Raw genomic sequence first — 25,490 nt, 5'->3', positions numbered from 1 at the left:
CCTAGAAGGACCTGGACGTGTTTATTACCCACGACCATCCGGACCATACGGGGCTTGTGCCGGCTTTGCAGGAGCTGGGGGCAAGCGTGTACATGAATCCGGAGGAGACCAGGAAGCGGGCGGATCTGCTTCACTGTTACCTGGCGGATGAGGAGTCGCGTATACAGAATCTGCGGATCGTGGGCGTGACGAAGAAGGATACTCCGGACGTCTATCAGGCTATTATGGAATACACCGGGCGCGCTTACGCGGAGCGGGGAAAGGCCCAGGACTTCCCCTTTATCCCGGTTCATCCCGGCCAGACACTGGAATATGGGGAGTATCAGTTCGATGTCGTTTCTTTAAAGGGCCATACGTTTGGGCAGTGCGGTCTCCATGAGAAGAGACACGGATTCCTGTTTTGCGGGGATCAGATCATGACGACCATCGTGCCGATCGTGGGCAGCCAGCAGAAGGATCTGGGGCTTTTAAAATGCTATATGGAGTCCCTCGGTGATATGAAGCACCGGTACGCGGACTGCAGGATTCTGCCGTGCCATTACGGGCCTATAGAGGATGTGGAAAAGGAGGCTAACCGGATTATTCTCGGCTATCTGGATAAATGTGAAATCATGAAAGGGATACTGGAAGAGGACGGAGGGCTGATGACCACCCGGGATGTGGGCGTCCGGGCCTACGGAAGAAGCCAGGGGCCGCCCGATTACCGCCATTTCGTCTCCTGTACCCAGATCTGGGCGAAGACATTTTCCTGCCTGGAATTTATGTATGGGGAAGGGCTTGTGGAGAGATGCGAGCGGGAGGGGATTATTTACTGGAAGCGAACAGAAGGGGCAGGATAGAGAACGTGAAAATTAATCGGAGACCACTGGATTTAAAAAACGGGAAGTATGAGGACCGTCTGTTTCTTCAGTTCCTTTTGCTCGTGATGGTGCCTCTTATTATCATGGGTGTTCTTTCTTACCAGATCTATGTGCAGGGGGAGACGAAGCGGAACCGGCAGGCGTTGGAGTCTTACGGTGAGAGCGTATCCATTGAATACGACAACCTGTTTTCGTCCATAAGGGAATACTATCTGGACAGTACCAGCAATACGACGTTTAAGTGGATGCTCGAACAGCAAAAGGTTCCCTACAGCAATTATACCGAGGTGCGTCAGGCCCAGAACCTGCTGAAGGGCAATTACTTTATGACGAAATACATCAGCCTTTATAATTTCATTAATGTGAGGGAAGGCTGGATTTTAAATAATTACGGGATGTATCCCTATGATTATCTGAAAAATTACGAAGAGACAGATCAGTTTCTGGAGGAACAGAAGAAGGTTCCGCTGTCGGTGTACTGGTTAAACCGGACGGGGGTGCCGGCTCCTTATGATAAAACCGTGAAGGAATCCCGAATGGTGGATACGTCGGGGGAGATTCTGGTCATCAAGCAGCAGGACAGCAGCGGCAACCTGATCTATCTGCTGACTGTGCAGGTCAACACGAATGCGCTTCTTAACATTTCCCAGTCTTATAAAAAAATGGGTTACGACGTGGCTGTGTTAAGCAATGGTTCCATGCTGATGGAGACGAATCCTGATTTTACAGAGAGCTATTTACGCAGAAGCGGCACAGAGGGACAGTCTGACCAGCAGATTTACCGTTCACCGGAGGGAAGGCGCTACCGGGTGGCCGTGAAAGAAGCGGGAATCCATGGGCTTACTTATATTACCGGTTACGATATGGCGAAAATGAAATGGGGCGGGATTGTATTTGTGTTCGCGGCTCTTGGCGTCATGCTGCTGTTCGGCGTGATCCTTGCCGTGTTAAAGGCAGCGGCGGTGAGATTCTCCCAGCCGATTCTGCTGCTTCAGAAGTTTGTAGATGATCAGAACGTACAGATTAAGGAATTATTTGTAGCAAATCTGGTGAAGGGCGGACTGAGCCCGGAGCGTATCGCAGAGACAAAGAAGAAGTATCAGATGGAGTCCTGGCAATCTTACCGGATGATCGGCATCTCCCGAAAGCCGAAGGCGGATGAGGGCGAGATTACGCTGCAGGAGCGGGAGAGGCAGAACCGGGAGCTTCTGTCCGGGCTTCCGGAGGCGGTCCGGGAATCCTTTTACATCGTACCCATCATCTATGAACACTGTATCATTTTCATGATCGGAGAAAACGACGACATTGCCCTGGATGACAAGACGGCCCTGGTCTATAAGCGGATCAAGGATCACGCAGAGGAGATGTACGGCTGCCATATTGCATTCGGCATCAGCCGGCCCTTCCATGATTTAACCCATACCCGAAAGGCTTATGAGGAGAGCTCTGAGGCACTGCACAGCCAGAACCACAATCGGGAGGAGGGGATTTCGTCTCTTGTGCTTTATGATGATTATTCCCTGATGGCTCCGGTGAACAACGTCTATGACCTGATTATGGAGAATGAACTGATCAATGCCGTGGACAGCTGCAAGGAGGAGGAAGCCAGGCGCCTTCTGGAGCTGATTCTAGGCCGCCTGGAGATGAAGGGCGCGTCGGGGATCGAGAGAAACTTCTATGTGACCAGACTTTTGACTGCCATTGTCGATGTTTTGACAAAAGCCTCACTGCCGATCAACGACGTGTTTGACAGCGAGCAGTATAATATACTGATCAAGGCGGCGCAGATATACGATAAAAAACAGCTGATTCAGTTTGTCATGGATGAGATCATTCGGCCGATTACCCATTCTCTGACTGCATTCCGCCAGTCCGGGGCATCGGATATCGTGAAGCAGGTAACGGCAATGATTAAAGAATCCAGGGGAAATATTACGCTGAACGAATGTGCGGACGCATTGAACTACCAGCCCAATTACGTATCTAAGGTATTGAAAAAAGAAAGAGGAGTCACCTTTACCGACATGGTCAGTGAGGAGAAGCTGAAGGTGGCAAAATATATGCTGCTGACCAGCGATCTGTCCGTGGCGGAGATATCGGAGAAGCTTCAGTATAATAATGTACAGAACTTTATCCGCTTTTTCAAAAACCATGAAGAAACTACCCCTTCTGCATTCCGAAAGAAGCATAAAGAAGGATGATAACTTAAAAATAAAAGATGATAACAGCGAGAATATCATGATAACTGTTAAAAAGGAAGCCCCTTACAAACACCGTGAATATGCGGGATATAAGGGGCTTTTTTTATGTGAAAAAACAGGCAGATAATGATTATTTACAAACGTTTCCAAGGAGTGTTACCATGAGCTCACAAAAGGAGCGGGTAAGATTACGCTTCCTGTATAACGAAAAGAGCTCTTTCGTAAAAATAAAATAATAGGAGGAACATATGAGTCAAAAGGCAGCAGACCAAAAGCAGAGGCCCAAATCGGATACCATCAAACACGCGCTGGTTTCCCATAAATGGCTGTACCTTATGTTAATTCCCGGCGTACTGTACATGCTGATCTTTAACTATCTGCCCATGGGCGGATTAGTGATGGCATTTCAGGAGTTCAGCCCATACAATGGAGACTCCATGATAGGAGCATTTCTTCAAAGTCCATTTGTGGGACTCAGCGTATTTAAAAAGTTTTTTACCGGGCCGGATTTCTTACAGCTATTAAAGAATACCCTGTCAATATCCATTACCAGCCTGATCTTTTATTTCCCGGCTCCGATTATTCTGGCCTTACTGCTGAATGAAATCAAAAATGCGGCGTTTAAGAGAGTGACTCAGACCATGGTTTACATTCCCCACTTTATATCCATGGTTATCGTAGCGGCCCTGACTGCCCAGCTCTTCAGCACGACAGACGGTCTGGTGTATCACTGGCTGGTGGAGATTTTCGGAAGAAATAACGCGCCGGATGTCATGTCCAATCCCAGGCTGTTTGTACCGATGATCGTGGGACAGAACATGTGGAAGGAGACCGGGTACGGAACAATTATCTTCCTGGCAGCCCTTTCCGGTGTGGATGTGCAGTTATATGAAGCGGCAGAGGTGGATGGGGCAAACCGGTGGCAGAAGATGTGGCATATCACGCTTCCTGCCATCAAATCAACCATTGTAATTATGTTAATCTTAAAGGTGGGTTCGATCCTGAATACGGGCTATGAGCAGATTTTCCTGATGCAGAATTCCATGAACCGTACCGTATCCGATGTGTTTGATACCTATATTTACACGAAGGGTGTTGTAAACGGCAACTATTCCCTGGCTACCGCAGCAGGCATGTTCAAGTCCGTAGTCAGTATGATTATGGTACTGGGAGCGAACCGGCTGGCAAAGGCGGTCGGCGAATCCGGCTTCTATTAAATCGGGAAATGAGGAGGACTTAAGACATGGCTAAGACAAAAGCAATCAAGATAAAGCGCAGTCCGGGAGACCAGTTGGTTCAGATCGTAATCTATATATTCGTCGGAGCCTTTGCGTTAATAACACTGCTTCCATTTGTATATATTGTGGCGGGGTCCTTTGCCACGGAACGGGAATTGACAGAGCGGGCGTTTTTCCTGTTTCCACGTACGATTTCCATGAATGCATACCAGTATATCTTTAAAACAGGAGATGCAATTAAGGGATTGAAGAATTCTATCTTTGTGACAGTTGTAGGTGTCCTGATTAATATGGTGTTCTCCAGTACGCTGGCGTATCCCTTATCCAGGCCATATTTTAAGGGGAGAAAATTCTTTACCAATATGGTGATTGTGACCATGCTGTTTTCCGGTGGTATGGTTCCTGCCTATCTGGTGGTTGCCAACGTACTGCATTTAAAGGATTCCTTCTGGGCCTTATGGCTGCCTGGAGCGGTAAATCCATTTAACATGATTATTATCAAGAACTATTTTCAGGGACTTCCCACAGAGCTGGAGGAGGCGGCCAGAATGGATGGCTGCAATGATCTGCAGATCTTCTGCAGGATCATCCTTCCGCTGTCCAAACCGGTACTGGCAAGCGTAACCCTGTTTTATGCGGTTACCCACTGGAATTCTTATTTCAATGCTATGATGTATATTTCGGACAGCAATAAAGAGGTGATCCAGATCGTACTGAGAAGAATTATATTCTTGACATCCGCGGTAGCCAATGACAGCGGATTTGACTGGGGAGCCATGGGAATTCCGCCGCAGAAAGCGGTTAAGATGGCGACCACAGTGGTTGCAACGGTTCCGATCCTGCTGATTTATCCCTTTGTGCAGAAATATTTCACACAGGGCGTTATGGTCGGGTCCGTAAAAGGCTAGCAAACAGAAACGTATAGAAAGGAAAAATATCGTTATGAAAAAAAATATTTTGAAAAAAGCAGCAGCCATTACACTGGCTGGAAGTATGGTATTATCTATGGCCGCATGCGCAGACAAAGCAAACAGCCAGAATGGAGGCGGTGAACCGGAAGCGGCCGCAGACGGCAAAGCTGTGATCTCCTTTATGGTGACTCAGTTTCAGGGTACAGAGTTAAAGAATGACCATTCCGACGAGGTTATCGCTAAGTATGAGGACTACACCAACACTCATGTGGAATGGAAATGGGAGGCCAATGATACGTATAAGGAGAAGCTGGGACTGGTGCTCATGGATAAGGATAACATGCCTATGATCTTAACCGGAAGCGGCGAGCTGACGGCCAACATCGTGGATGCGGCAAAGAAAGGCGCATTCTGGGATTTGAGAGAGTTCTTAAAGGATTCAGAAAGCTATCCCAACTTATCCCAGGCCAATGAGAATATCTTAAAGAGCCTGACCGTGGATGGAAAGGTCATCGGTGTGTATCGTGCGCGTCCTATCGGCCGCTACGGTTTCTCCTACCGGACCGACTGGGCGGAGGCTGTGGGAATCACGGAGGCCCCGAAGAGTGTGGAAGACGTCTATAACATGCTTTATAAGTTTACATACGATGATCCGGACGGTAACGGTAAGGACGATACCTACGGTCTGGAGATGACCAAGTATGTAGGTCCGCTGGATATTATGCAGACATGGTTCGGTGTGGGAAACGAGTGGGTGGAAGCGGATGGAAAGCTGGTTCCGGTTCATCAGACGGCAGAGTATCAGGAAGCATTGAAATGGATGAGGAAGATCTATGAGGACGGGCTGATCCGTAAGGACTGGGCTACCGTGGATTCCGGTACATTTGGAGATGCCTGCAAGAAGGGCGAGGCCGGCGCATTTATCGACGTTATGGACGGCGCCAAGAGAGTCTGGAACTATTATATCCAGAACGATGTGAAGTCTGTTGTTGACGATTCCAGGACGGCATCCATGAATCTGGTTGGTCCGGTCAATAATGTCACTCTGGCAACCAGCGGAATGAACGGATATTACGTGATCACGAAGGCCGGGGCAAAGACGGAGGAGGATGTGAAGAATTGTCTGCATTTCTTAGACAAAATGTGTGATGATGAGATGTTGGTAATGGCGGATTACGGTCTGGAAGGCATTACTTATGATCTGGATGAGAACGGAGAGGTCGTGTTAAAGAACAAACTGGAGGTATCTCAGACTCCTCAGGTGGGATTAAACCAGTGCATCAGCTACATTCCTCACCTGGCATCGGTTTCTCCTGCACTGAAGAAGGATGAACCGACCAAAGCGCAGGATGCGGCTTATGAGAGAAATGAAAAGGTAGCGGTCTTTAATCCGGCGCTGGGCTACCTGGCCAATTCTACGGTGAACGCAGAGGTCGGGACGGATATCGAGCAGATTATCGATGATGCGAGAACCCAGTATATCTGCGGTCAGATCGATGATGAAGGGCTGGAGGCCGCGGCCGCGCAGTGGTTGAACAGAGGAGGAGACAGGCTTATCGAGGAAATAAATCAGTTATATCAGCAGGATACTGCGAAGTAGGAAATGGGCGGCAGTGTTGAGCATTCTTAAATTTGTGACGGGACACACGGTGATGTGATGGTGGATTAGATGAGACTTCATAATTTGGGGGACAGAGTAAAGTCAGGACTTACTTCATGGGGCTGCATGTGGAATCAGGGAAGGTGCAGTGCGGATACAGAGTATGTTCTGAGAAATGAGGACGGGAGCGCGCAGCGCATGCAGTCCAGGGTTACGGCATTTTGGCCGGATGGGTCGGTGAAATGGACCGCGCATACGGCGGACGCGGGGAAGCTGTCTGAGGTGATCGAGGTGGTACCTGCTGACGGTGAGTGTCAGAGAAAAGGAGAGCCGGAAGTTGAGGTTAAGAGGCTGGAGGGACAGCGGATTATTACGGCAGGGAGCGTGGCTGTGGTGATCCCGGACGAAGGGAAATGGCTGTTTGAGAGGCTGGAGGTTAATGGAGAACTCCGGGCCGGGCACGCGGGAGCGGTGCTGATTCTGGAAGAGCCGGCCAATATCCATGGGCGAACCGTCAGGACGGAAAAGGAATACGAAGGTCTGGTTGAACGGGTGACACTGGAGGAAGAAGGACCGGTCCGGGCTGTCGTAAAATTTGAAGGAACTCATGTGTCGGAGGATGGGGAGAGAAAACTGCCGTTTGTGATCCGGATGATGATCGGCCTGGAATCGGAAAAGGTGGATTTTGTCCATACGTTTCTCTACGACGGCGATGAGGAACGGGATTTCTTAAAGGGGATTGGGCTCCGTCTGGAAGTGCCTATGGAGGATGAAATGTATAACCGGCACGTGGAAGTGCAGGGGGATTACGGCGTATTCCATGAGACAGCGGCAGAGCTTCTTACCTGGAGACCGCGGCTGCCGGAGCAGATTTACCGGGATCAGATGGCGGGAAAGAGGCTTGTCTTGGGGGGAAATGAGAAGGAGCTTGTAGAAAGCGTTCTTAAGGATATGCCCTTCTGGGATACGTATGACGTATGCCAGGACAGCCCGACGCATTATAGAATCAGAAAGAAGACGGAAGGGGAGACCTGCTGTTATCTGGACTGCCTTCATGGTATGAGAACGGAAGGAGCCGCGGCTTTTGGAAGCGGAAACAAATCGGTGGCCTTTTCGATCCGGGATTTCTGGCAGACGTATCCATCCGGATATACATTTAAAGGACTGACAAAGGAAAGGGCGGAGGCATTTGTATGGCTGTACAGTCCGTCGGCCGAGGCTATGGATTTCAGGCATTATGCGGAACGGGGATACAATCAGGTTTATTATGAGGGCTATGATTACAAGGGTGCGACGCCTTATGGAATCGCCTCTACCAGCGAGTATTCCATAGCATTTTATGATGCAGTGATTCCAGAAGGAGAGAAGCTGGAAGCCTTATCCGAAATGGTGGATCACCCGGCACAGTATGTGGGGGACCCCGGATTTTACCATGAGATGAGGGCATTTGGCTATTGGTCACTTCCGGAAAAGAGCTGTGAGACGGAAATGTGGCTGGAGGAGCAGCTTGACCGGGCCGCTGCTTTTTATGAAGGAGAGGTGGAGCAGAGAAACTGGTACGGGCTGTTTAATTACGGCGATTTTATGCACACCTATGACCGGGAACGCCATGTGTGGCGCTACGATATGGGCGGCTATGCCTGGGATAATACGGAGCTGGTTCCGACACTGTGGCTGTGGCTTATGTTCATGAGGACCGGAAGGCCGGATGTATTTTCACTGGCGGAAAAGCTTTCAAGACACGCCTCGGAGGTGGACGTATACCATATGGGGAAGTACAGGGGCTTAGGGTCGCGGCACAACGTGCGGCATTGGGGCTGTCCCTGTAAGGAAGCCAGGATTGCCATGGCGGCACACCACCGGTTTTACTATTATATGACCGGGGATCACAGGCTGGAGGATATCTTTGAGGAACTGAAGGACAATGAAATGACATTTTTAAACAGGGATCCGCTGGGAGATTTTTATGAGAAGGCGGATATGGTCTGTAAGAGCCATGCCAGAACCGGTCCGGACTGGTCGTCCCTGTGCGCCAACTGGCTGACTCAGTGGGAACGCAAAAATGATCCGTTATACCGGGATAAGATCATGACCGGCATGGAGGATATCAAGAAGGCGCCGTTACAGCTGGTATCGGGACCGGACTTTGAATTCGATCCGGAAACCGTTCATCTGCGTTATATCGGGGAACGGGCGGCGGGCGGAACGCATCTTCAGATCTGTATGGGAGCGCCGCAGGTATGGATGGAGATGGCGGAACTTCTGGAGGATGAGGAGTGGAAACGGATGATGGCCAACTATGGACGGTTTTATTATCTGCCCAGGGAGAAGCAGATGGAAGAGTCCGGGGGAATTATCGGGGATCGGGAATTCTCTCTTCCGTTTATGGCTGCTGCCATGGGGGCTTATGGCGCGGAGTATTTTCAGGATACGGCACTGGCGGAGACCACCTGGGGGCATCTGCTTCATGCAATTCTCTGTGAAGGAAATCATCAGGGACTGGAATGCGTTACGCGAAAGCATGAGGGGAACAGGGAATATCTGACGGAGATTCCCTGGATATCGACTAATTTTGCCGCCCAATGGTGTTTGAATGTGATTATGGCTCTGGATTTTATCCGGGATACTTTGCCGAAGACACTGCACGAGGCGGATTTACTGGTGGCCGGGATGCCCGAAGGGAGCTTCCGCAAGGCCTGAGAGCAGGCACTCAATTCACCGTTAATTACATAACGCAGTACCAGGCAGAAAACAGAACGGGAGGCCTCTATGATACGGATAACGAAGATAACAAATAACCAGGTGACAATCTCCTGGGAGATAAATCCTGATGCAGACCACTATGAAATATACTGGTCCGACAGGGAACTTGAACCGGAGCAGTACCGGCTGCTGGGGACTGTGCCTGCGGAATGCACCACTTATACATTGGAAAAATTTACCCATGTGCCCCACTATCTGGCGGTGCGTCCGGTAATGGCAGGAAAAACGGCAGGACCATATACCACGTTAAGGACCCCTGTTCACTATATCAGAAATGAGCAGACGGAAAGTCTGGGGCGCGGACTGGTGGCGGTAAAGACGGATCAGGGCGTATTTTTAAGCTGGCGCATGCTTGTCAGCGAGGTGTGCGGCTTCAGTGAAGAGGCAGGAGGCATGACTGGCGTGAATTACCGGATATACCGGAACGGCAGGGCCATTTCACTGGTGACAAACAGTACGAATTATGCAGATGTCCACGGAACGTGCGGAGATGTCTATGCGGTTGCGCCTGTGCACGACGGGGAAGAGGGGGCGGCCTGTGAGCCGGTCGCCGTATGGGAACGGGAATACCTGGATATTCCTGTTCAGAAGCCGGAGGACGGCGTGACGCCGCAGGGAGAGAGGTATACGTATTCAGCCAATGATATGTCAGTCTCGGATGTGGATGGAGACGGAGAGTATGAGTATCTTGTCAAATGGGATCCCTCCAATTCTCATGATGTTTCCATCAAGGGCTATACGGGCCGGTGCTATATCGACTGTTACAAACTGGACGGAAGACTTCTGTGGCGGCTTGATATGGGGGCGAATATACGGGCTGGCGCCCATTATACCCAGTTTATCTGCTATGATTTTAACGGGGACGGCAGAGGCGAAATGGCCGTGAAAACTGCGCCGGGAACGAAGATGACAGTCTATGGAAGAGACGGAACACCGGCGCGGGAATTTTATATTACCATGCCGGAGGAGGATATCAGGCGGGGATACGGCCATGAGGATTCCTATGTATGCAGTGCTGACGGTTACTATGAGCATTTAACAGAACTGTTTCTGGGCTGGAGAGAACTGCCTGAGGTCGTGAATGGTCAGTGGCCGGATACGCTGGAAGCGTGTTTCGGAATTCAAAAGCGCTGTGAATATCCTTTACAGAAGGAGGAGGCCAGGGCGCTGGCGGATTACTTCCTTGACGTCTACGCGCCAGAGAGAAGCCTGAGGAATGATCTGCGGCGGTTTGAAGGATTTATCTATGAGGGACCGGAATATTTAACTATGTTTGGCGGAGACGGGGAGGAGCTGGAGACGGTTCCGTTCCCGTTCCCCAGAGAGGACGACGGCCTTCGATGGGGCGATTACGCCATGAACCGCATCGAACCGTGCAACCGGGTGGACCGTTTTTTATCGGGAGTAGCCTATTTGGACGGGATAAGGCCGTATTTGATCGTATGCCGCGGCTATTACACCAGGTCCTGTCTTGCCGCATACGACTTTTTCGAGGGGAAATTCCGGGAAAAATGGAAGGTGGACAGCGGATATGTCCCAATGAGAAATCCATTTAACGACGTTCCCCATGCCCTTGCAGGCAGTGACCCTGTCTATGGGAAACTGGCGGGGCAGGGGAACCACTCGATCTCTACGGCTGACGTGGATGGGGACGGCTGCATGGAGATTATCTACGGGGCAGCCTGCATTGACCATGACGGAAGTCTTTTATACAGCTCTTATGACCGCAGGCCGGATGGAGTCCTGGCCAAAATGGGACACGGCGATGCCATGCATGTGGCAGACATGGATCCGGACCGTCCGGGGCTGGAGATATTTAATGTGTTTGAGGGAGCCGGGGATGTGCCTTATGGCTATGCGCTGCGGGATGCGGCTACTGGAGAGGCCATCTTTGGGACGTATGCGGAGGAAGATTTGGGGCGGTGCATGATTGGCGACATGGTGCCGGGCGTGCGTGGATACCAGTGCTGGGTAAACGGTGCAGGAATCTATGACTGCAGGGGCCGTCTGTTGGACACCAATACGCCGGGAACCAATATGTCCATCCGCTGGTCAGGGGATCTGACGACCCAGATTACTGACGGCAGCGATTATTTAAACCAGAAACCCACCGGTGTGATTCAGGATTTGATCCACGGTGTTATGCTGACTCCGGAGAATACGCTGACGAATAACGGAACGAAGGGAAATCCCTGCCTGACAGCTGATATATTTGGAGATTTCAGAGAGGAGCTTTTGCTTCGGACTGCGGACAGCTCGTCCATCCGCATTTACACCAATACGGAGGTGACAGACCACAAGCTGTTTACCCTTATGCAGGATACCCAGTACCGGTGCAGCGTGGCATGGCAGAATAACTGCTATAACCAGCCGGGATATCCTTCGTTCTATTATGGCTCTGACATGGAGTTTGGACGGGTGCTGCCCTATATGAAACACAAGCCGGTTCTGTATCTGGCCGGGGATTCCACCGCCCAGTCCTACGACAGCGGCGACAGGCCGCAGGCCGGCTGGGGGGAGATGCTTCTCTCCTGTTTGGATCCGGATACTGCGGTTAAAACAGGGCACAGGGAGGACTGTCCGTTTGAACAGGAGATGCAGTATGAAACGAGACATCTGATCGTGGACAACTGCGCTGCGGCAGGGCGGTCTTCGAAGACATTTCTGGAGGAAGGGCGTCTGGAGGATATAAAAAAACATTTAAAGGAAGGGGATACTCTTCTGATCCAGTTCGGACATAATGATGCCGCTGCTTCGAAGGCAGAACGCTTTGTGCCCGCAGAACAGTTTGCCGGTGTGCTTGAAGCTTATGTCTGCGCGGCAAAGAAATGCAAAGCGGTGCCTGTTCTGTTGTCCTCCATCTGCCTGTATCCATGCAGTGAAAATGAAGAAGGGGAGAAAGGAGCGATTGCCGCATCACTTCCCCGGTATGCCGAAGAGATGAGGAAGCTGGCAGAGAGAGAGCATATCCCGTACATCGACCTCGGAATGGTGACGGGAAACTGGCTTAAAGGGGTAAGTGAGACGGAAGCGGCCGGCTGCTATAGAGAAGATAAGGTTCATTTGACAGCAGAAGGCGCCAGGCGGTTTGCCGGTCTGGCGGCAGAGGAACTGAAAAAGCTGAGAGTACACGAAAACGCAGTAAAGCAGGCGTGACAGGAGGGAGACGGCTCATGATAACGACAAGGCTGAAAAATATCTATACCTGCTTCCCGGGAGGGAAGCATAAGGTTCTGACGATGAGTTACGATGATGGGAGAACCTGGGACCGAAAGCTGGTGGAACTCTTCAATTCATACAAGATAAAAGGGACCTTTCACCTGAATTCCGGTCTGACGGACGGGGAACGAGTACCTCAGAGTGAGTGGGCGGACCTGTATCAGGGGCATGAGATTTCCTGCCACACGGTGCTTCATCCTACCATAGAGCGCTGCCCTGTGGAGCAGGTGGCTCTTCAGGTATTGGAGGACAGACGGAATCTGGAACGGTCGGCGGGCTACCCTGTGCGGGGACTGTCCTATCCCAATGGATCTTACAGCAAGGAAATACTTTCTCTGATGCCGGGGCTTGGGATTGAATACGGCCGGGTGGTTGGGGATACCCATCAGTTCGCCATGCCGGAAAACTTCCTGACCTGGAAGGCCACCTGCCATCACAATCACGGGCTTTTAGAGGATGGAGAAGCATTTATACGGCTGAATAAGACTCAGTATCTTTATCTGATGCTTGTCTGGGGCCACAGCTATGAATTTGACAGAGATCAAAACTGGGATCTGATGGAGGAGTTCTGCCGCATGGCAGGAGGCAGGGAGGACACCTGGTACGCTACCAATATTCAGATTGTGGATTATATGCGAGCTGCAGGGAATCTGAAGTTTACGATTGACGGTGACCTGGTCTATAATCCATCCGCACAGTCTGTCTGGATCTGTGTGGACGGGGACTTGTTTTTAGTGCCGGGTGGAGAAAGCATAAAACTGTAGAGCAGCCGGTTTCGGCTATGGAGGAATTAGAATGATTGATTTATCCGCTTATGGAACAGAGACTTTAAAAAATGCTGCGTGCATTTATAAAAACCCGCTGCAAAGGCCGGAGGATATAAGGGATTTCGTGCTGGAAGGGAAGGCCGTGTTTTCTTTCCCGAATGCAAGGCTTCGCATGGAAAACCAGTTGGGTGCGGACAGCGGGCAGAAGGCCAATTATGTGTTGTGGTGCCCGGAGGAATTTCCGGCTGATCTATTCGTGCGGTGGCAGTTTTACCCGATTCAGGAGCCGGGTCTGTGCATGATATTCCTGGCTGCAAAGGGACGGGATGGGGATGACTTATTCTCTCCTTCCCTGATGCCCAGAGCCGGAGAGTATGTGCAGTATCATCACGGTGATATAGACGCCTTCCACATCTCCTATTTCCGCAGGAAGGAGCCGGATGAGAGGGCTTTCCATACCTGCAATTTAAGAAAGAGCCATGGCTTTTACTTAACAGCCCAGGGAGGCGACCCGATTCCGGACGCAGACGAGGCGGAAGGGCCATATGAAATAGCGGTCCTGAAGAGGGGAAACGAAGTGCGTTTTTATATCAACGCACTGGAGCTGTTCCGGTTCAAAGACGATGGCGTGACTTATGGAAAGCTTTTGGAGGGAGGAAAGATCGGTTTCCGCCAGCTGGCGCCTATGATTGGAGAGTATGAGAATCTGGAGGTGTGGGCATAGAGAAAACCAAAAAAGTGTAAATAGTGAAAATAAGTGAAAATAATAGCAAAAAAATGAAAAAACAGGTTGACAAAATGTGTGGTATCGGATATACTTAATACCGTTGCGAAAGCAATATGCGCCGATAGCTCAGCTGGATAGAGCGTCTGGCTACGGACCAGAAGGCCGCGTGTTCGAATCATGTTCGGCGCATTAAATGCAAAGGTTTAAGGAAAAAGACATCCGAGTGAGGGTGTCTTTTTTATTGCTGATATCTGGAGGTTTTTTAGTCATTGGATTATAAGTGCGGACAATCGCAGGGGGCAAAAAAATAGAGATACTTCACGGTATTATAGATCGGCAGGCGTGAAGTATCTCTCATCTTTTTAACCCATCCTCAAAGCAAATTCCCATCAATTCCGATAGTAAAGACCTTACACGGAATCTTCTTCCCGCTGTTTTCTACTGCCCGTTCCACCGCGAACTGGATTCCGCCGCAGCAGGGAACTTCCATACGGGTTACCGTTATGGAGCGGATGTCATTTTCACGCAGGATTTCCGTCAGCTTCTCGGAGTAATCCGTGCTGTCTAATTTCGGACATCCGATCAGAGTGATGTGGTCCCGGATAAAATCGTGGTGGAAATTACCATAGGAAAAAGCGGTGCAGTCCGCTGCGATCAACAGGTCGGCATTGGCGAAATAGGGGGCGTGGATGGGCGCAAGTTTGATCTGGACCGGCCACTGGGACAGGCAGCCTGGAACGTCTTCCGGTCCGGCCTGGTTCTGGACGGCGCTGCCGGATAAGGAACGGGAGGCAGCCGAGGGACAGGCACAGTGGCTGTCTCCAGAGCCGGCGTATTCCAGGGCCTCTTTGGCCTTCTGTACAGCGGCGTGATCGTAGGCGGGCGCTTCGCGCTCTACAAAGGAGATGGCCCCTGCGGGACAGGCGGGCAGGCAGTCTCCCAAACCGTCACAGTAATCCTCTCTCGTTAAAATTGCTTTTCCGTCTATCATCTGAATGGCTCCCTCGTGGCAGGCTTCGGCACACAGTCCGCAGCCGGTACAGGCGTCTGTATCAATGTGAATGATTTTTCTTATCATGTTTTTTTCCTCCTTGACTCGATAGCTGTATCATACTATACTAAAATCGAAAAGTATGTTGTTTTTGCAACGAAATTAAAAATAAATCGAAATGGCGGAACGAGATGGTTTCATTATTTGACGGGATTGAAAATGGGGAACTGGAACAGCTGCTTCCGTGTCTTGGCGGAAGAAGAGTTTTCTTTGATGAGGGAGAGTATATCTTAATGGCGGGCGGCCGGGCGGATCAGGTAGGTATGGTCCTGTCCGGCAGCGTGCTGGTGTTTTCTGACGACTTCTGGGGCAACCGGACCATTCTGGCCCATGTGGAGCGGGGAGGTCTGTTCGGCGAGGCGTTTTCCTTTGCGCGCGTGGAGTGTCTGCCGGTCAGTGTGACCGCCGCGGAGAAGACGGAGGTGCTCTTCATCAACTGTGAGAGAATCATAACCGTCTGTCCGTCTGCATGTGAATTTCATAACCGTCTGGTCCGCAATATGCTTAAAATTCTGGCGGAAAAGAATATGACGCTGACACAGAAGATCGGTCACATGGGAAAACGCACAACCAGGGAGAAGATTCTTTCCTATTTGTCGGAGCAGGCAAAGAAGGCGGGAGGGGAGTCCTTTACCATTCCGTTAAACAGGCAGGAGATGGCCGATTATCTGGCTGTGGACAGGAGCGCCATGTCAAAGGAGCTGGGACGGCTGAAGGAAGAAGGACAGATATCCTTCCATAAAAATCAGTTTCAGCTGCTGAAAGCGGAGCTGCGGTAGTCAAAAAACGTGGCAGGCAGCGGGGCCGGAGGGGCTGCGAACCGTAATAAAATGACTGAAAATTACCGAATTAGAGGGAAATAGCGCTTGCTTTTTTTGTGAAATTTATTATACTTATACATAAGATTATATTTCATAAAGAATACGAATCAGTCGCAAAATCAGGTGCAATGAGGTAGCTGTAGGTGGTAGGTGCAGTGCCTCTTTTTTTCTATAATGAAAATTCGACAGGCGTGGAGAGGGGACTTATGCGGTTGACAGGCAGTCTGGAAGAGGAAGTGACAGAGAAGATCAGGAGACTTCCGGGAAAAACGGGATTTTATTATGAAAATCTCGTAACCGGTGAGCGGGCGGCGTATCACGAGGACGAACGGATGATGGCCGCCAGCGTTATCAAGCTGTTTGTGATGACAGAAGCATTTGTGCGGTTCGAGGAGGGGACTCTGAATCCCGACAGAATCATCCGCATGAAGCGGGAGGACTGTGTGCCGTCCTGCGGGGCACTTACGTATCTTCATGACGGAATCGAAGTGACGGTTCTCGATCTCGTGACGCTGATGATTATTTTCAGCGATAATACGGCGACGAATGTGCTTATCGATCTTCTTGGAATCGAGGAGATTAACCGTACGATCAGGCGGATGGGATACCGCGATACGGTGCTTCAGCGGAAGATGTACGATACGGAGAAATCAAAGCGGGGAATCCAGAATTACATAACGGCAGCGGAGACGGGCCGTCTGCTTCGTGAGATGTATCAGGGCAGACTGGTGAGCCGGCAGGCCAGTGAAAAGATGATTTCTATTTTAAAGAACCAGCAGCTGTGCAGCAAGATTCCGTTTTATCTGCAGGCGCTGCCGGAGGAACCGGAAATCGCCCACAAGACAGGGGAAGACTGCGGAATTACACATGATGTTGGAATTGTATATGCAAAACAGCCATTTATCGTGTGCTACTGTGGAAACGATACCGATACGCCGGCATATGAGCGTGTGATGGCGGAGACTTCTCTGTGGCTGTACCATAGAAATTCGGAGGTTAGAGTATGAGAATTGCGAAGATAGAGACCGCAGAAGTGGATATTCCTCTTGTAACGCCGTTTAAGACGGCTTTGCGGACCGTGAACAGCGTGAATGATATTGTGGTCAGAGTTACCGCGGATGACGGCAGGACGGGCTATGGAGAGGCCCCTCCCACGGCTGTGATCACCGGGGATACGAAAGGCTCCATCCGGTGTGCCATCGAGGAATTTATCGCTCCCAATCTGATCGGAATGGAGATCGATAACCTGGACGGCATGATGAAGAAGCTTCACGGCTGTATGGTGAAGAACACATCGGCCAAGGCGGCGGTGGATATGGCGCTCTATGATCTGTATGCACAGTCCTGCAGGAAGCCTTTGTACCGGGTTTTGGGAGGCAGCAGGACAGAAGTGGAGACGGATCTGACCATCAGCGTCAACTGTGTGGACGAGATGGTGGAGGACAGCTTAAAGGCGGTTAAACAGGGCTTTCGAATTCTGAAAATCAAGGTGGGAAAAGAAGGCGTAAAAGATATCCGGAGAATCCGGGAGATCCGGGCGGCTGTGGGGCCGGAGATCCGGCTGCGCATCGACGCCAACCAGGGATGGACGGCCAAGGAGGCCGTTCGCATCATCAGGGCCATGGAGGATTCGGGAATTGAGATGGATTTAGTGGAACAGCCGGTAAATGCTCATGATTTTGACGGGATGAAGTTTGTGACAGCCAATGTGGCCACGCCTGTCCTGGCGGATGAAAGCGTGTTTTCTCCGGAGGATGCGGTTCGGATTATCCAGAACCGGGCGGCGGATCTCATTAACATCAAGCTGATGAAGACCGGCGGGATTTATGAGGCGCTGAAGATCTGTGCCATTGCGGAAAGCTACGGAGTGGAGTGCATGATCGGGTGTATGCTGGAGAGCAAGATCGCGGTCAGCGCGGCGGCGCATCTGGCGGCGGGTAAGGGGATTATTACCCGTGCGGATTTGGACGGCCCATCCCTCTGTTCCATCGATCCGTATACAGGGGGACCGGTTTATGAGGGCGCGGTCATCCGAATGAATGACAATGACGGGATCGGAATTACAGGAGTTCCCGCATTTGAGCCGTAACTGGCGTAATCGTATGGAAACTAATCCCGCAAGGGTTAGAATATTAGGAACATGGAGGAAAACTTATGAAGAAAAGAAGATTGACTGCGGCACTGCTCTGTGCTGTTCTTGCTGCTTCGACCGTGCTCAGCGGATGCGGCGGTAAAAAGACGACAGAAGGCGGCTCCGCGGCAGCCGGAACCGAGGCCGGGAAAAACGAGGCCGGTAAAGGCGAAGACGGGGGAAAACCCGTCGTGTACACGGAACTGTATTCGGGGGAAGTTACGACATTAAATTATCTGGTCTCTGCGTCAGAAGCTGATTTTAAAACGGCAGCATACTGCATTGATACTCTGATCGAGTACGACAGTGAAGGAAAGATCCGGCCGGGACAGGCGACGGAATGGGAATATGATGAGGCATCCAGGACGTGGACCTTTCATTTAAGAGAAGCCAAATGGGTGGATAACACAGGTGCGCCGGTAGCCGACGTGACGGCACAGGACTACGTCGACGCCATTAAATACCAGCTGACACCGGAATACGAGAGTGGGATTGTGCAGAATCTGTTCGGTGTGATTGCAAATGCCAAAGCCTATTACAATGGCCTGGTATATAACGGCGGAGCCGATGAGGACGGTGTGGTATGGAATGCCATTGATTTCTCCGAGGTGGGAGTAAAGGCAGTGGATGACTATACGCTTACCTATACGCTGGAGACGGAAGTGCCGTATTTCCTGTCTTCTCTGGCTTATATCGTCTATATGCCGGCTTACGGACCTCAGCTGGAGGAACTGGGCAAGACGTTTGCAACGGCCGCAGATAAGATGTACTACAATGGTTCTTACTATATGTCGGAATTTTCTCCTCAGGAGCGCCGGATCTATAAAAAGAATACATTGAACTATGATGCGGACGTCGTCTATATCGATGAAATACAGAAAATTTACAATGCGGAGTCGAATACCATCGGACCGGAGATGATCAAGCGCGGTGAGATCGATTACGCGGAAATCACAGCCGATATTCTGGACGACTGGATGAGCAACGAGGATACAAAGAATCTGATCAGCCGTGAGAGGCCGAGAAACAGCTACTCCTATTTCTACTGTTTCAACTTTGATCCGCAGTTCGACGCAGAGTATGAGCCGGATAACTGGAGAAAGGCCGTGAACAATGAGAACTTCCGTAAGGCCCTTTCTTCCGCTCTGAATAAGACTAAGGAAGTCGCTGTGCTGGAGCCGAACGTTCCGGAAGATTACGTGATCAATACCATCACTCCGGCGAAGTTCACCTTCAACGCGGATGGAACCGATTTTACAGAGATCGGCGATATGGCGGCTCTGGGAGATACCTTTAATGAGGCGAAGGCCGTGGAGTACCGTGATCTGGCAAAGAGTGAGCTGGCGGCCGAAGGCGTGACCTTCCCGGTGAAGGTGCTGCTGCCGTACAATCCTACCGAAGTAAACTGGGATAAGGAGTGTCAGGTTGTGGAACAGCAGATGGAATCGCTGCTGGGAACTGATTTTATCGATATTATTGTGCAGACAGGTCCAACCGACGGATTCCTGACTGAGATCCGCCGTAACGGAAAGTACGCAATGTTAAAGTGTAACTGGGGCGCCGATTACGCGGACCCGGAGACATGGACCGATCCATTCTACCAGGCGAAAGGCGAGAGCGGCTACGATTTGGGCTACAAGTATGCAAACCTTGCGAAAGCCATTGAGGATGGAACCCCTTCTGCCGACGCTGTATTAGAGTATTTTACAACGATTGAGGAAGCCAAGGACATCAAGGTGGATATCAACGCCCGTTACGAGGCATTTGCCAAAGCGGAGGCAACTCTGATTAATCATGCGCTTGTCGTGCCTTTCAGCATCAGCGTAAGCAAATATCTTGCGACGAAGCTCAATGTGTTTGAAGGCCAGTATGCGCCGTTTGGTGTGTCCAACTTAAAGTATAAGGGCCAGCATCTGCAGGATCATTACATCTCCATGGAAGAATTTGAAGCGAATAAGGAGAAGGCAGGCCAGTAGAGCAGAGGGCGGATGCTTACCGGAACTTTTACTTCGGTAAGTATCCGCATCACTGCGGAATTAAGTAAAAATGTTCTCGGAAATAGATGTAATTTACGAAATTGCCGATGACATCTGCTTCCGAGAGTGTTTTTATAAAAGAAATTACAAAGGAGTTATGTTGCTGATGCTAAAATATCTAGGTAAAAGAATTGCGCGATCGTTTCTTACTCTAATCATTATTCTGACTGTCGTTTTCTGCCTGCTTCGTCTGATGCCGATTGAAGGCTATTTCACTAATTTCGATAAGCTGACTTCACAGCAGATCCAGGTAAGCTTACAGGAGATGGGTCTTACGGACCCGCTTCCGGTTCAGGTGGTACGTTTCTTTAACGACCTGGTGCACGGAGATTTGGGGGTATCCAGAATTTACCGGGCAAATGTGCCGGTAGCGGAGATTCTGGCCGATAAGGTTCCGGTGTCCATTAAGCTGGGTGTCCTGTCCATGATTGTTTCGCTGTTTGTCGGGCTTCCCATGGGAGCACTGATGGCGCGGTACAAGTACAGATGGTTTGACAAGCTGGGGACGTTATTTATCGTCTGTATCCAGGCGGTTCCTGCGGCGGTCTACTTCCTTTATATCCAGCTGTACGGAACACAGGCGCTGGGCGTCGGTCTGCTGTTTCAAATCGACGATCCGAAGTACTGGATTCTTCCGGTTGTCTCCATGTCTTTAAATAATATCGCATTTTACGGCATGTGGCTGAGGCGCTACATGGTGGATGAGAGCAATAAGGACTATGTGAAGCTGGCCAGGGCAAAGGGCATGTCCGAGGGCGGCGTCATGTTCAGGCATATTTTCCGAAACGCCTTTGTTCCGCTGGCCCAGTACATACCGACCGCATTTTTGAACACGGTCATCGGCTCCATCTATATCGAATCCTTATACAGCATTCCGGGAATGGGCGGCCTGCTGGTCACGGTGATTAAGAAACACGACAATACCATGGTTCAGGGAATCGTGCTCCTCTATGCCTGCGTCGGTGTTATGGGTCTGCTTCTCGGCGATATCCTGATGGTTCTGCTTGACCCGAGGATCAGCCTGAGCAAAAAGGGAGGTGACAGATGATGAAGCAGTTTTCTTACCGCCATACGAAAGAGGCAGAGCTGATGGACAGCATGGAACAGGCGGCAAAGGGCGCCCCACAGACCGATGAGGAGCTTTTTTCCTTCGCCGGATTTAACGAAGCGGAAGTGGAGCGGACCGGCTACAGCAACTATTCCTACTGGAGCAGTACGTTTCGGGCTTTCTTAAAGAATAAGGGGGCGGTCGTTCTTCTCGTTCTCCTGCTCCTTCTTCTGGCATTTACCTTCATTCAGCCCCATCTTCCGGGCCAGTATGACCCGAACATGATCGTCAATGATGAAGCGGGAATGCAGTATCGCAATATTCCGCCCGGAGACCAGTTTATTCTGGGAACCAACTCCATTGGCCAGGATCTGTGGGCGAGAATCTGGGCGGGAACCAGAACCTCCCTGCTGATCGGCCTGTCTGTGGCGCTGGCGGAAGCTTTGATCGGCATCACGGTCGGTGTCATCTGGGGTTACGTGCGGAAGGCTGATTTTATACTGACTGAGATTTATAATATTATAGACAACATACCGAATACGATTGTCCTGATTCTGATTTCCTATATTTTGAAGCCGGGTGTGAAGACACTGATCTTCGCCATGTGTCTTACGGGATGGATTCAGATGGCTCGTTTCATCAGAAACCAGATTCTGATTATCCGCGACAGGGATTACAATGTGGCCAGCCGTTGTCTCGGCACGCCGACGGCGAAGATTATCATAAAAAACCTGCTTCCTTATCTGGTGTCGGTTATTATGCTGCGTATGGCGCTGACGATTCCGTCCGCCATTGGAAATGAGGTTTTTATCACGTACATCGGTTTGGGGCTTCCGGTCAACATTCCAAGCCTTGGCAACTTAATCAATGAGGGCCGCGCCCTCATCACCAGCCCGGCGCTCCGTTACCAGCTCGTATATCCGACCATCATTCTTTCGTTCGTCACTATTTCATTCTATATTATCGGCAACGCGTTTTCCGACGCGGCTGACCCGAAGAACCATGTGTAGAAGACAGGACAGAACGGATCGATCAGAAGGAGGAAAGGAATGCCAGAGAAGATACTGACGGTAGAAGATTTAGAGATTAAATTTGAACTGAGGGGAAAGACTCTGCATGCAATCAGAGGAATTTCCATGGATTTACATAGAGGAGAGATTCTGGCCATTGTGGGCGAGTCGGGAAGCGGAAAATCCGTGTTTACCAAGTCCTTCATGGGACTTCTGGACCAGAACGGCCATGTGACGGCGGGGACGGCCACGTATTACGGTGCGGACAATAAAGAGCCGGTGGAACTGACAGCCTTAAAGAAGGAAAAGGAATGGCTGAAGATCCGGGGCCATGAGATTGCCATGATCATGCAGGACCCCATGACCAGCTTAAGCCCGTTAAAGACGATCGGTGTGCAGATTATGGAGGCGGTACTGCTCCATCAGAATGTAAACCGCACCGAGGCGAAGGCCAGAACGCTGCAATACCTGACGGATGTGGGAATCAGTGAGCCTGAGAAACGGTTCGGCCAGTATCCCCATGAGTTTTCCGGCGGCATGCGGCAGCGTGTGGTGATCGCCATCGCCATTGCCTGCAACCCGCAGATTTTAATCTGTGACGAGCCGACAACGGCGCTGGACGTGACGATCCAGGCACAGATACTCGATCTGATCAAGGAATTGCGCCACAAATACCATTTATCCGTCATCCTGATTACTCACGATTTGGGCGTGGTCGCCAATATCGCGGACCGCGTGGCTGTGATGTATGCGGGAGATATTATCGAGATCGGGACGGGCGAGGACATTTTCTACGATGCGAGACACCCGTATACGTGGGCGCTGCTCTCGTCGCTTCCGCAGGTGGGCGTGAAGGGGACGGATCTATTCTCGATTCCCGGGACACCGCCCAACTTATTTACGGAGATAAAGGGGGACGCGTTTGCGCCGAGAAATCCCCAGGCGCTAAAGATCGATTTTATCAAACGGCCTCCGTATTTTTTCGTATCTCCGACCCATAAGGCTAAAACCTGGCTGCTCGATAAACGGGCTCCGAAGGTGGACCCGCCTTCCGTGGTAGAAAAAATCCGAAACGGAGGTCTGTTTTAATGGAGAGAGAAGTATTATTGGATGTAAAGGAGTTAGACGTCACGTTCGGCGAGCGGAGGAAGCGGTATGAGGCGGTAAAGAAGGTCAATTTCAAGATCTACAAGGGAGAGACCTTCGGACTGGTGGGAGAATCCGGTTCCGGAAAAACGACCATCGGCCGGGCAATCATGAGAATTATCCCATCGTCGGGCGGGGAGATCATCTATAAAGGCGAGAAGATCAACGGCAGGATCAGCGGAGAACTGGACCGAAAGGTAATGGGGGAGATCCAGATGATCTTTCAGGATCCTCAGGCTTCGCTGAATGAGCGGGCCAAGGTGGATTACATCATCAGCGAAGGTCTGATGAACATCGAGAAAGGGATCGGCGAGAAGGAACGGAAGAAGCGGGTGGACCAGGCCCTCCTGGATGTGGGGCTGCTGCCGGAATTTGCCAGCCGTTTCCCTCACGAGTTTTCGGGAGGACAGCGGCAGAGAATCGGTATTGCCAGGGCACTCATTATGAATCCGGAGTTTATCATCGCGGATGAACCGATCTCCGCGCTGGACGTGTCGGTTCGGGCGCAGGTGTTAAACCTTCTGGCGGATATGCAGAAGAAGCGCGGGATCACCTATCTGTTTATCGCACACGATCTGTCGGTTATGCGTTTTATCACCGACAGAATCGCGGTCATCAGAAAAGGGGAGATCGTGGAGATGGCGGAGACGGAGGAACTGATTACCCACGCCATTCATCCATATACAAGGGCGCTGCTGTCAGCGATCCCCATGCCGGATCCGCGGCATGAGAGGGAGAAGAAGCTTCTGGTCTATGACGCCTCCATGCATCACTATGAGGCGGATCCGCCTTCCTGGCGGGAGGTAAGGCCGGAACATTATGTGCTGGCTAACAGCAGCGAGTATGAGGCGTATAAGAAGCTATACCGGGACAGATAGTCCGCACTTCGCGGAAATCATGGAAAAGGACCATATGGAATGAGGAAAGAGGCAGCAGGAAGGCGGCGCTTTGGCGCTGCCTTTCCTGTGGTTCAGGAAAATCCAGGAGTCCGGAACAGGAGATGGAACGATGCAGTATGGAATTGTGATACAGCCGGTTGCAACTATTTATGAGATTCCGGCGGAGACTATGGTTAAGGATGGAATGACGCTGTCCGCTATTGCGGATGAGGCGATGTATGGAACGGGGCTTGCGATTACCGGGGCGGAGGTCACCGGGGCGGAGGCCACCGGGACAGAGATTACCGGGAGGGAGGCTGCCGGGCAGGGATTTCTGCCGGTGCGCACGTTTTACGGTTATACGGGCTATGTTCGGAAAGAAGCGGTGCGGCTTGTCTCTTTAGAGGAAATGATGGCGTGGGAGGAAGGCGGTCTTATGGTGACCACCGCTTTCTGCGTCGATGTGGTTTCCGTGCCAAAAGTACAGGGAGTAAGGCTTGTCAGCCTGTTCCGGGGCGCTCTGGTGAGTGTGATACCGTATGAATGCGGCATAGAAGGCTGGGGGAAGGTGAAGCTGGCAGACGGCCGTTTCGGATACATCAGGGAGCAGTTTCTGGAAAACAAGGAGTTTTCGCAGGCTGGATTGTGGACAGAGGTGCTTCCGCAGAAGAAAATTGTGGATAAAGATGCATTTCGCCGCGCTGTAGTGGAGACGGCAAAGAGGTATCTGGGGATTCAATACCGGTGGGGCGGCCGTTCCACCGCCGGGATCGACTGTTCCGGGCTTACCTCGGTAAGTTATATGATGAATGGAATTCTGACCTACCGGGATGCGAAAATCGTGGAGGGGTATCCGGTCCGCGAGATCGCAGTGGGTGAGAAAAAAATGGGAGATCTGCTGTATTTCCCAGGACACATCGCCATGTATATGGGAGATGGAAAGTATATTCATTCCACCGGAAAGGCGGGAAGCGGCGGAGTGGTGATCAACAGCCTGAACCCGGAGGATGCGGATTTCAGAGCCGATCTGGCAGAGAGCCTGTATGCGGTGGGAAGTATTTTCTGACAGAGGAACCATGCCGT

General features: G+C 51.0%; 19 protein-coding genes and 1 tRNA gene. 19 read left to right on the top strand and 1 reads right to left on the bottom strand.

Annotated elements, in window-relative coordinates:
- The first annotated feature begins 17 nt into the window (after window positions 1–17).
- The 10 genes from ACLTD4_RS14810 to ACLTD4_RS14765 all read left to right on the top strand — a co-directional run bounded on the left by ACLTD4_RS14810 (window position 18) and on the right by ACLTD4_RS14765 (window position 14,475).
- Complete coding sequence (locus ACLTD4_RS14810) at window positions 18–839, top strand: MBL fold metallo-hydrolase (protein ID WP_412331393.1); 822 nt, start codon at window positions 18–20, stop codon at window positions 837–839.
- A gap of 5 nt (window positions 840–844) precedes the next feature.
- On the top strand, window positions 845–3,061 hold the full coding sequence (locus ACLTD4_RS14805; RefSeq protein WP_181988664.1) for a helix-turn-helix domain-containing protein: 2,217 nt from the start codon (window positions 845–847) through the stop codon (window positions 3,059–3,061).
- 248 nt (window positions 3,062–3,309) lie between these two features.
- Window positions 3,310–4,278 (top strand): ABC transporter permease, encoded by a 969-nt coding sequence (locus ACLTD4_RS14800; protein ID WP_002601488.1) that lies wholly within the window; start codon window positions 3,310–3,312, stop codon window positions 4,276–4,278.
- 26 nt (window positions 4,279–4,304) lie between these two features.
- Window positions 4,305–5,207: a carbohydrate ABC transporter permease gene (locus tag ACLTD4_RS14795; protein WP_002601487.1), complete on the top strand. Its 903-nt coding sequence runs from the start codon at window positions 4,305–4,307 to the stop codon at window positions 5,205–5,207.
- 34 nt (window positions 5,208–5,241) lie between these two features.
- Window positions 5,242–6,810: an extracellular solute-binding protein gene (locus ACLTD4_RS14790; protein WP_117634304.1), complete on the top strand. Its 1,569-nt coding sequence runs from the start codon at window positions 5,242–5,244 to the stop codon at window positions 6,808–6,810.
- Window positions 6,811–6,879: 69 nt separating this feature from the next.
- Window positions 6,880–9,510 (top strand): hypothetical protein, encoded by a 2,631-nt coding sequence (locus ACLTD4_RS14785; protein ID WP_117634302.1) that lies wholly within the window; start codon window positions 6,880–6,882, stop codon window positions 9,508–9,510.
- Window positions 9,511–9,579: 69 nt separating this feature from the next.
- The gene (locus tag ACLTD4_RS14780; protein WP_117634300.1) at window positions 9,580–12,729 is read left to right on the top strand and encodes a GDSL-type esterase/lipase family protein; all 3,150 of its coding nucleotides are present in this window, start codon (window positions 9,580–9,582) and stop codon (window positions 12,727–12,729) included.
- Window positions 12,730–12,746: 17 nt separating this feature from the next.
- Window positions 12,747–13,556 carry a polysaccharide deacetylase family protein gene (locus tag ACLTD4_RS14775; protein WP_117634298.1) on the top strand — a complete coding sequence of 270 codons (810 nt, stop codon included), beginning with the start codon at window positions 12,747–12,749 and terminating at the stop codon, window positions 13,554–13,556.
- 31 nt (window positions 13,557–13,587) lie between these two features.
- Window positions 13,588–14,283 carry a DUF1961 family protein gene (locus ACLTD4_RS14770; protein ID WP_055659590.1) on the top strand — a complete coding sequence of 232 codons (696 nt, stop codon included), beginning with the start codon at window positions 13,588–13,590 and terminating at the stop codon, window positions 14,281–14,283.
- 118 nt (window positions 14,284–14,401) lie between these two features.
- A tRNA-Arg gene (locus ACLTD4_RS14765) sits at window positions 14,402–14,475 on the top strand.
- A 184-nt stretch (window positions 14,476–14,659) separates the two neighbouring features.
- On the opposite strand, the gene ACLTD4_RS14760 is transcribed toward ACLTD4_RS14765, so the two are convergent.
- Complete coding sequence (locus ACLTD4_RS14760) at window positions 14,660–15,364, bottom strand: ATP-binding protein (protein WP_117634296.1); 705 nt, start codon at window positions 15,362–15,364, stop codon at window positions 14,660–14,662.
- A gap of 104 nt (window positions 15,365–15,468) precedes the next feature.
- On the opposite strand from ACLTD4_RS14760, the gene ACLTD4_RS14755 reads away from it, so the two are divergent.
- From ACLTD4_RS14755 to ACLTD4_RS14715, 9 genes are all read left to right on the top strand, one after another.
- Window positions 15,469–16,116: a Crp/Fnr family transcriptional regulator gene (locus ACLTD4_RS14755; protein WP_117634294.1), complete on the top strand. Its 648-nt coding sequence runs from the start codon at window positions 15,469–15,471 to the stop codon at window positions 16,114–16,116.
- 248 nt (window positions 16,117–16,364) lie between these two features.
- Window positions 16,365–17,165: a serine hydrolase gene (locus tag ACLTD4_RS14750; protein ID WP_055659595.1), complete on the top strand. Its 801-nt coding sequence runs from the start codon at window positions 16,365–16,367 to the stop codon at window positions 17,163–17,165.
- A complete protein-coding gene (locus tag ACLTD4_RS14745; protein WP_117634292.1) occupies window positions 17,162–18,247 on the top strand; it encodes a dipeptide epimerase in 1,086 nt (361 codons plus the stop codon). Before ACLTD4_RS14750 ends, ACLTD4_RS14745 begins: the two co-directional genes overlap by 4 nt.
- Before the next feature lie 65 nt (window positions 18,248–18,312).
- Complete coding sequence (locus ACLTD4_RS14740) at window positions 18,313–20,265, top strand: peptide ABC transporter substrate-binding protein (protein ID WP_055659599.1); 1,953 nt, start codon at window positions 18,313–18,315, stop codon at window positions 20,263–20,265.
- Window positions 20,266–20,431: 166 nt separating this feature from the next.
- Window positions 20,432–21,373: an ABC transporter permease gene (locus ACLTD4_RS14735; RefSeq protein ID WP_002601476.1), complete on the top strand. Its 942-nt coding sequence runs from the start codon at window positions 20,432–20,434 to the stop codon at window positions 21,371–21,373.
- Window positions 21,370–22,383 (top strand): ABC transporter permease, encoded by a 1,014-nt coding sequence (locus ACLTD4_RS14730; protein WP_172683671.1) that lies wholly within the window; start codon window positions 21,370–21,372, stop codon window positions 22,381–22,383. Before ACLTD4_RS14735 ends, ACLTD4_RS14730 begins: the two co-directional genes overlap by 4 nt.
- A gap of 39 nt (window positions 22,384–22,422) precedes the next feature.
- Complete coding sequence (locus ACLTD4_RS14725; protein WP_055659601.1) at window positions 22,423–23,472, top strand: ABC transporter ATP-binding protein; 1,050 nt, start codon at window positions 22,423–22,425, stop codon at window positions 23,470–23,472.
- Entirely contained in the window at window positions 23,472–24,407 is a 936-nt protein-coding gene (locus ACLTD4_RS14720; protein ID WP_117634290.1) for an ATP-binding cassette domain-containing protein, read from the top strand. Before ACLTD4_RS14725 ends, ACLTD4_RS14720 begins: the two co-directional genes overlap by 1 nt.
- A gap of 130 nt (window positions 24,408–24,537) precedes the next feature.
- Window positions 24,538–25,473: a C40 family peptidase gene (locus ACLTD4_RS14715; RefSeq protein WP_412331392.1), complete on the top strand. Its 936-nt coding sequence runs from the start codon at window positions 24,538–24,540 to the stop codon at window positions 25,471–25,473.
- Window positions 25,474–25,490: the final 17 nt, after the last annotated feature.

The sequence above is a fragment of the Hungatella sp. genome (genome assembly GCF_046966825.1).
The sequence above is the reverse complement of the archived record's forward strand: the minus strand, read 5'-3'. Positions and strand labels throughout refer to the sequence as shown.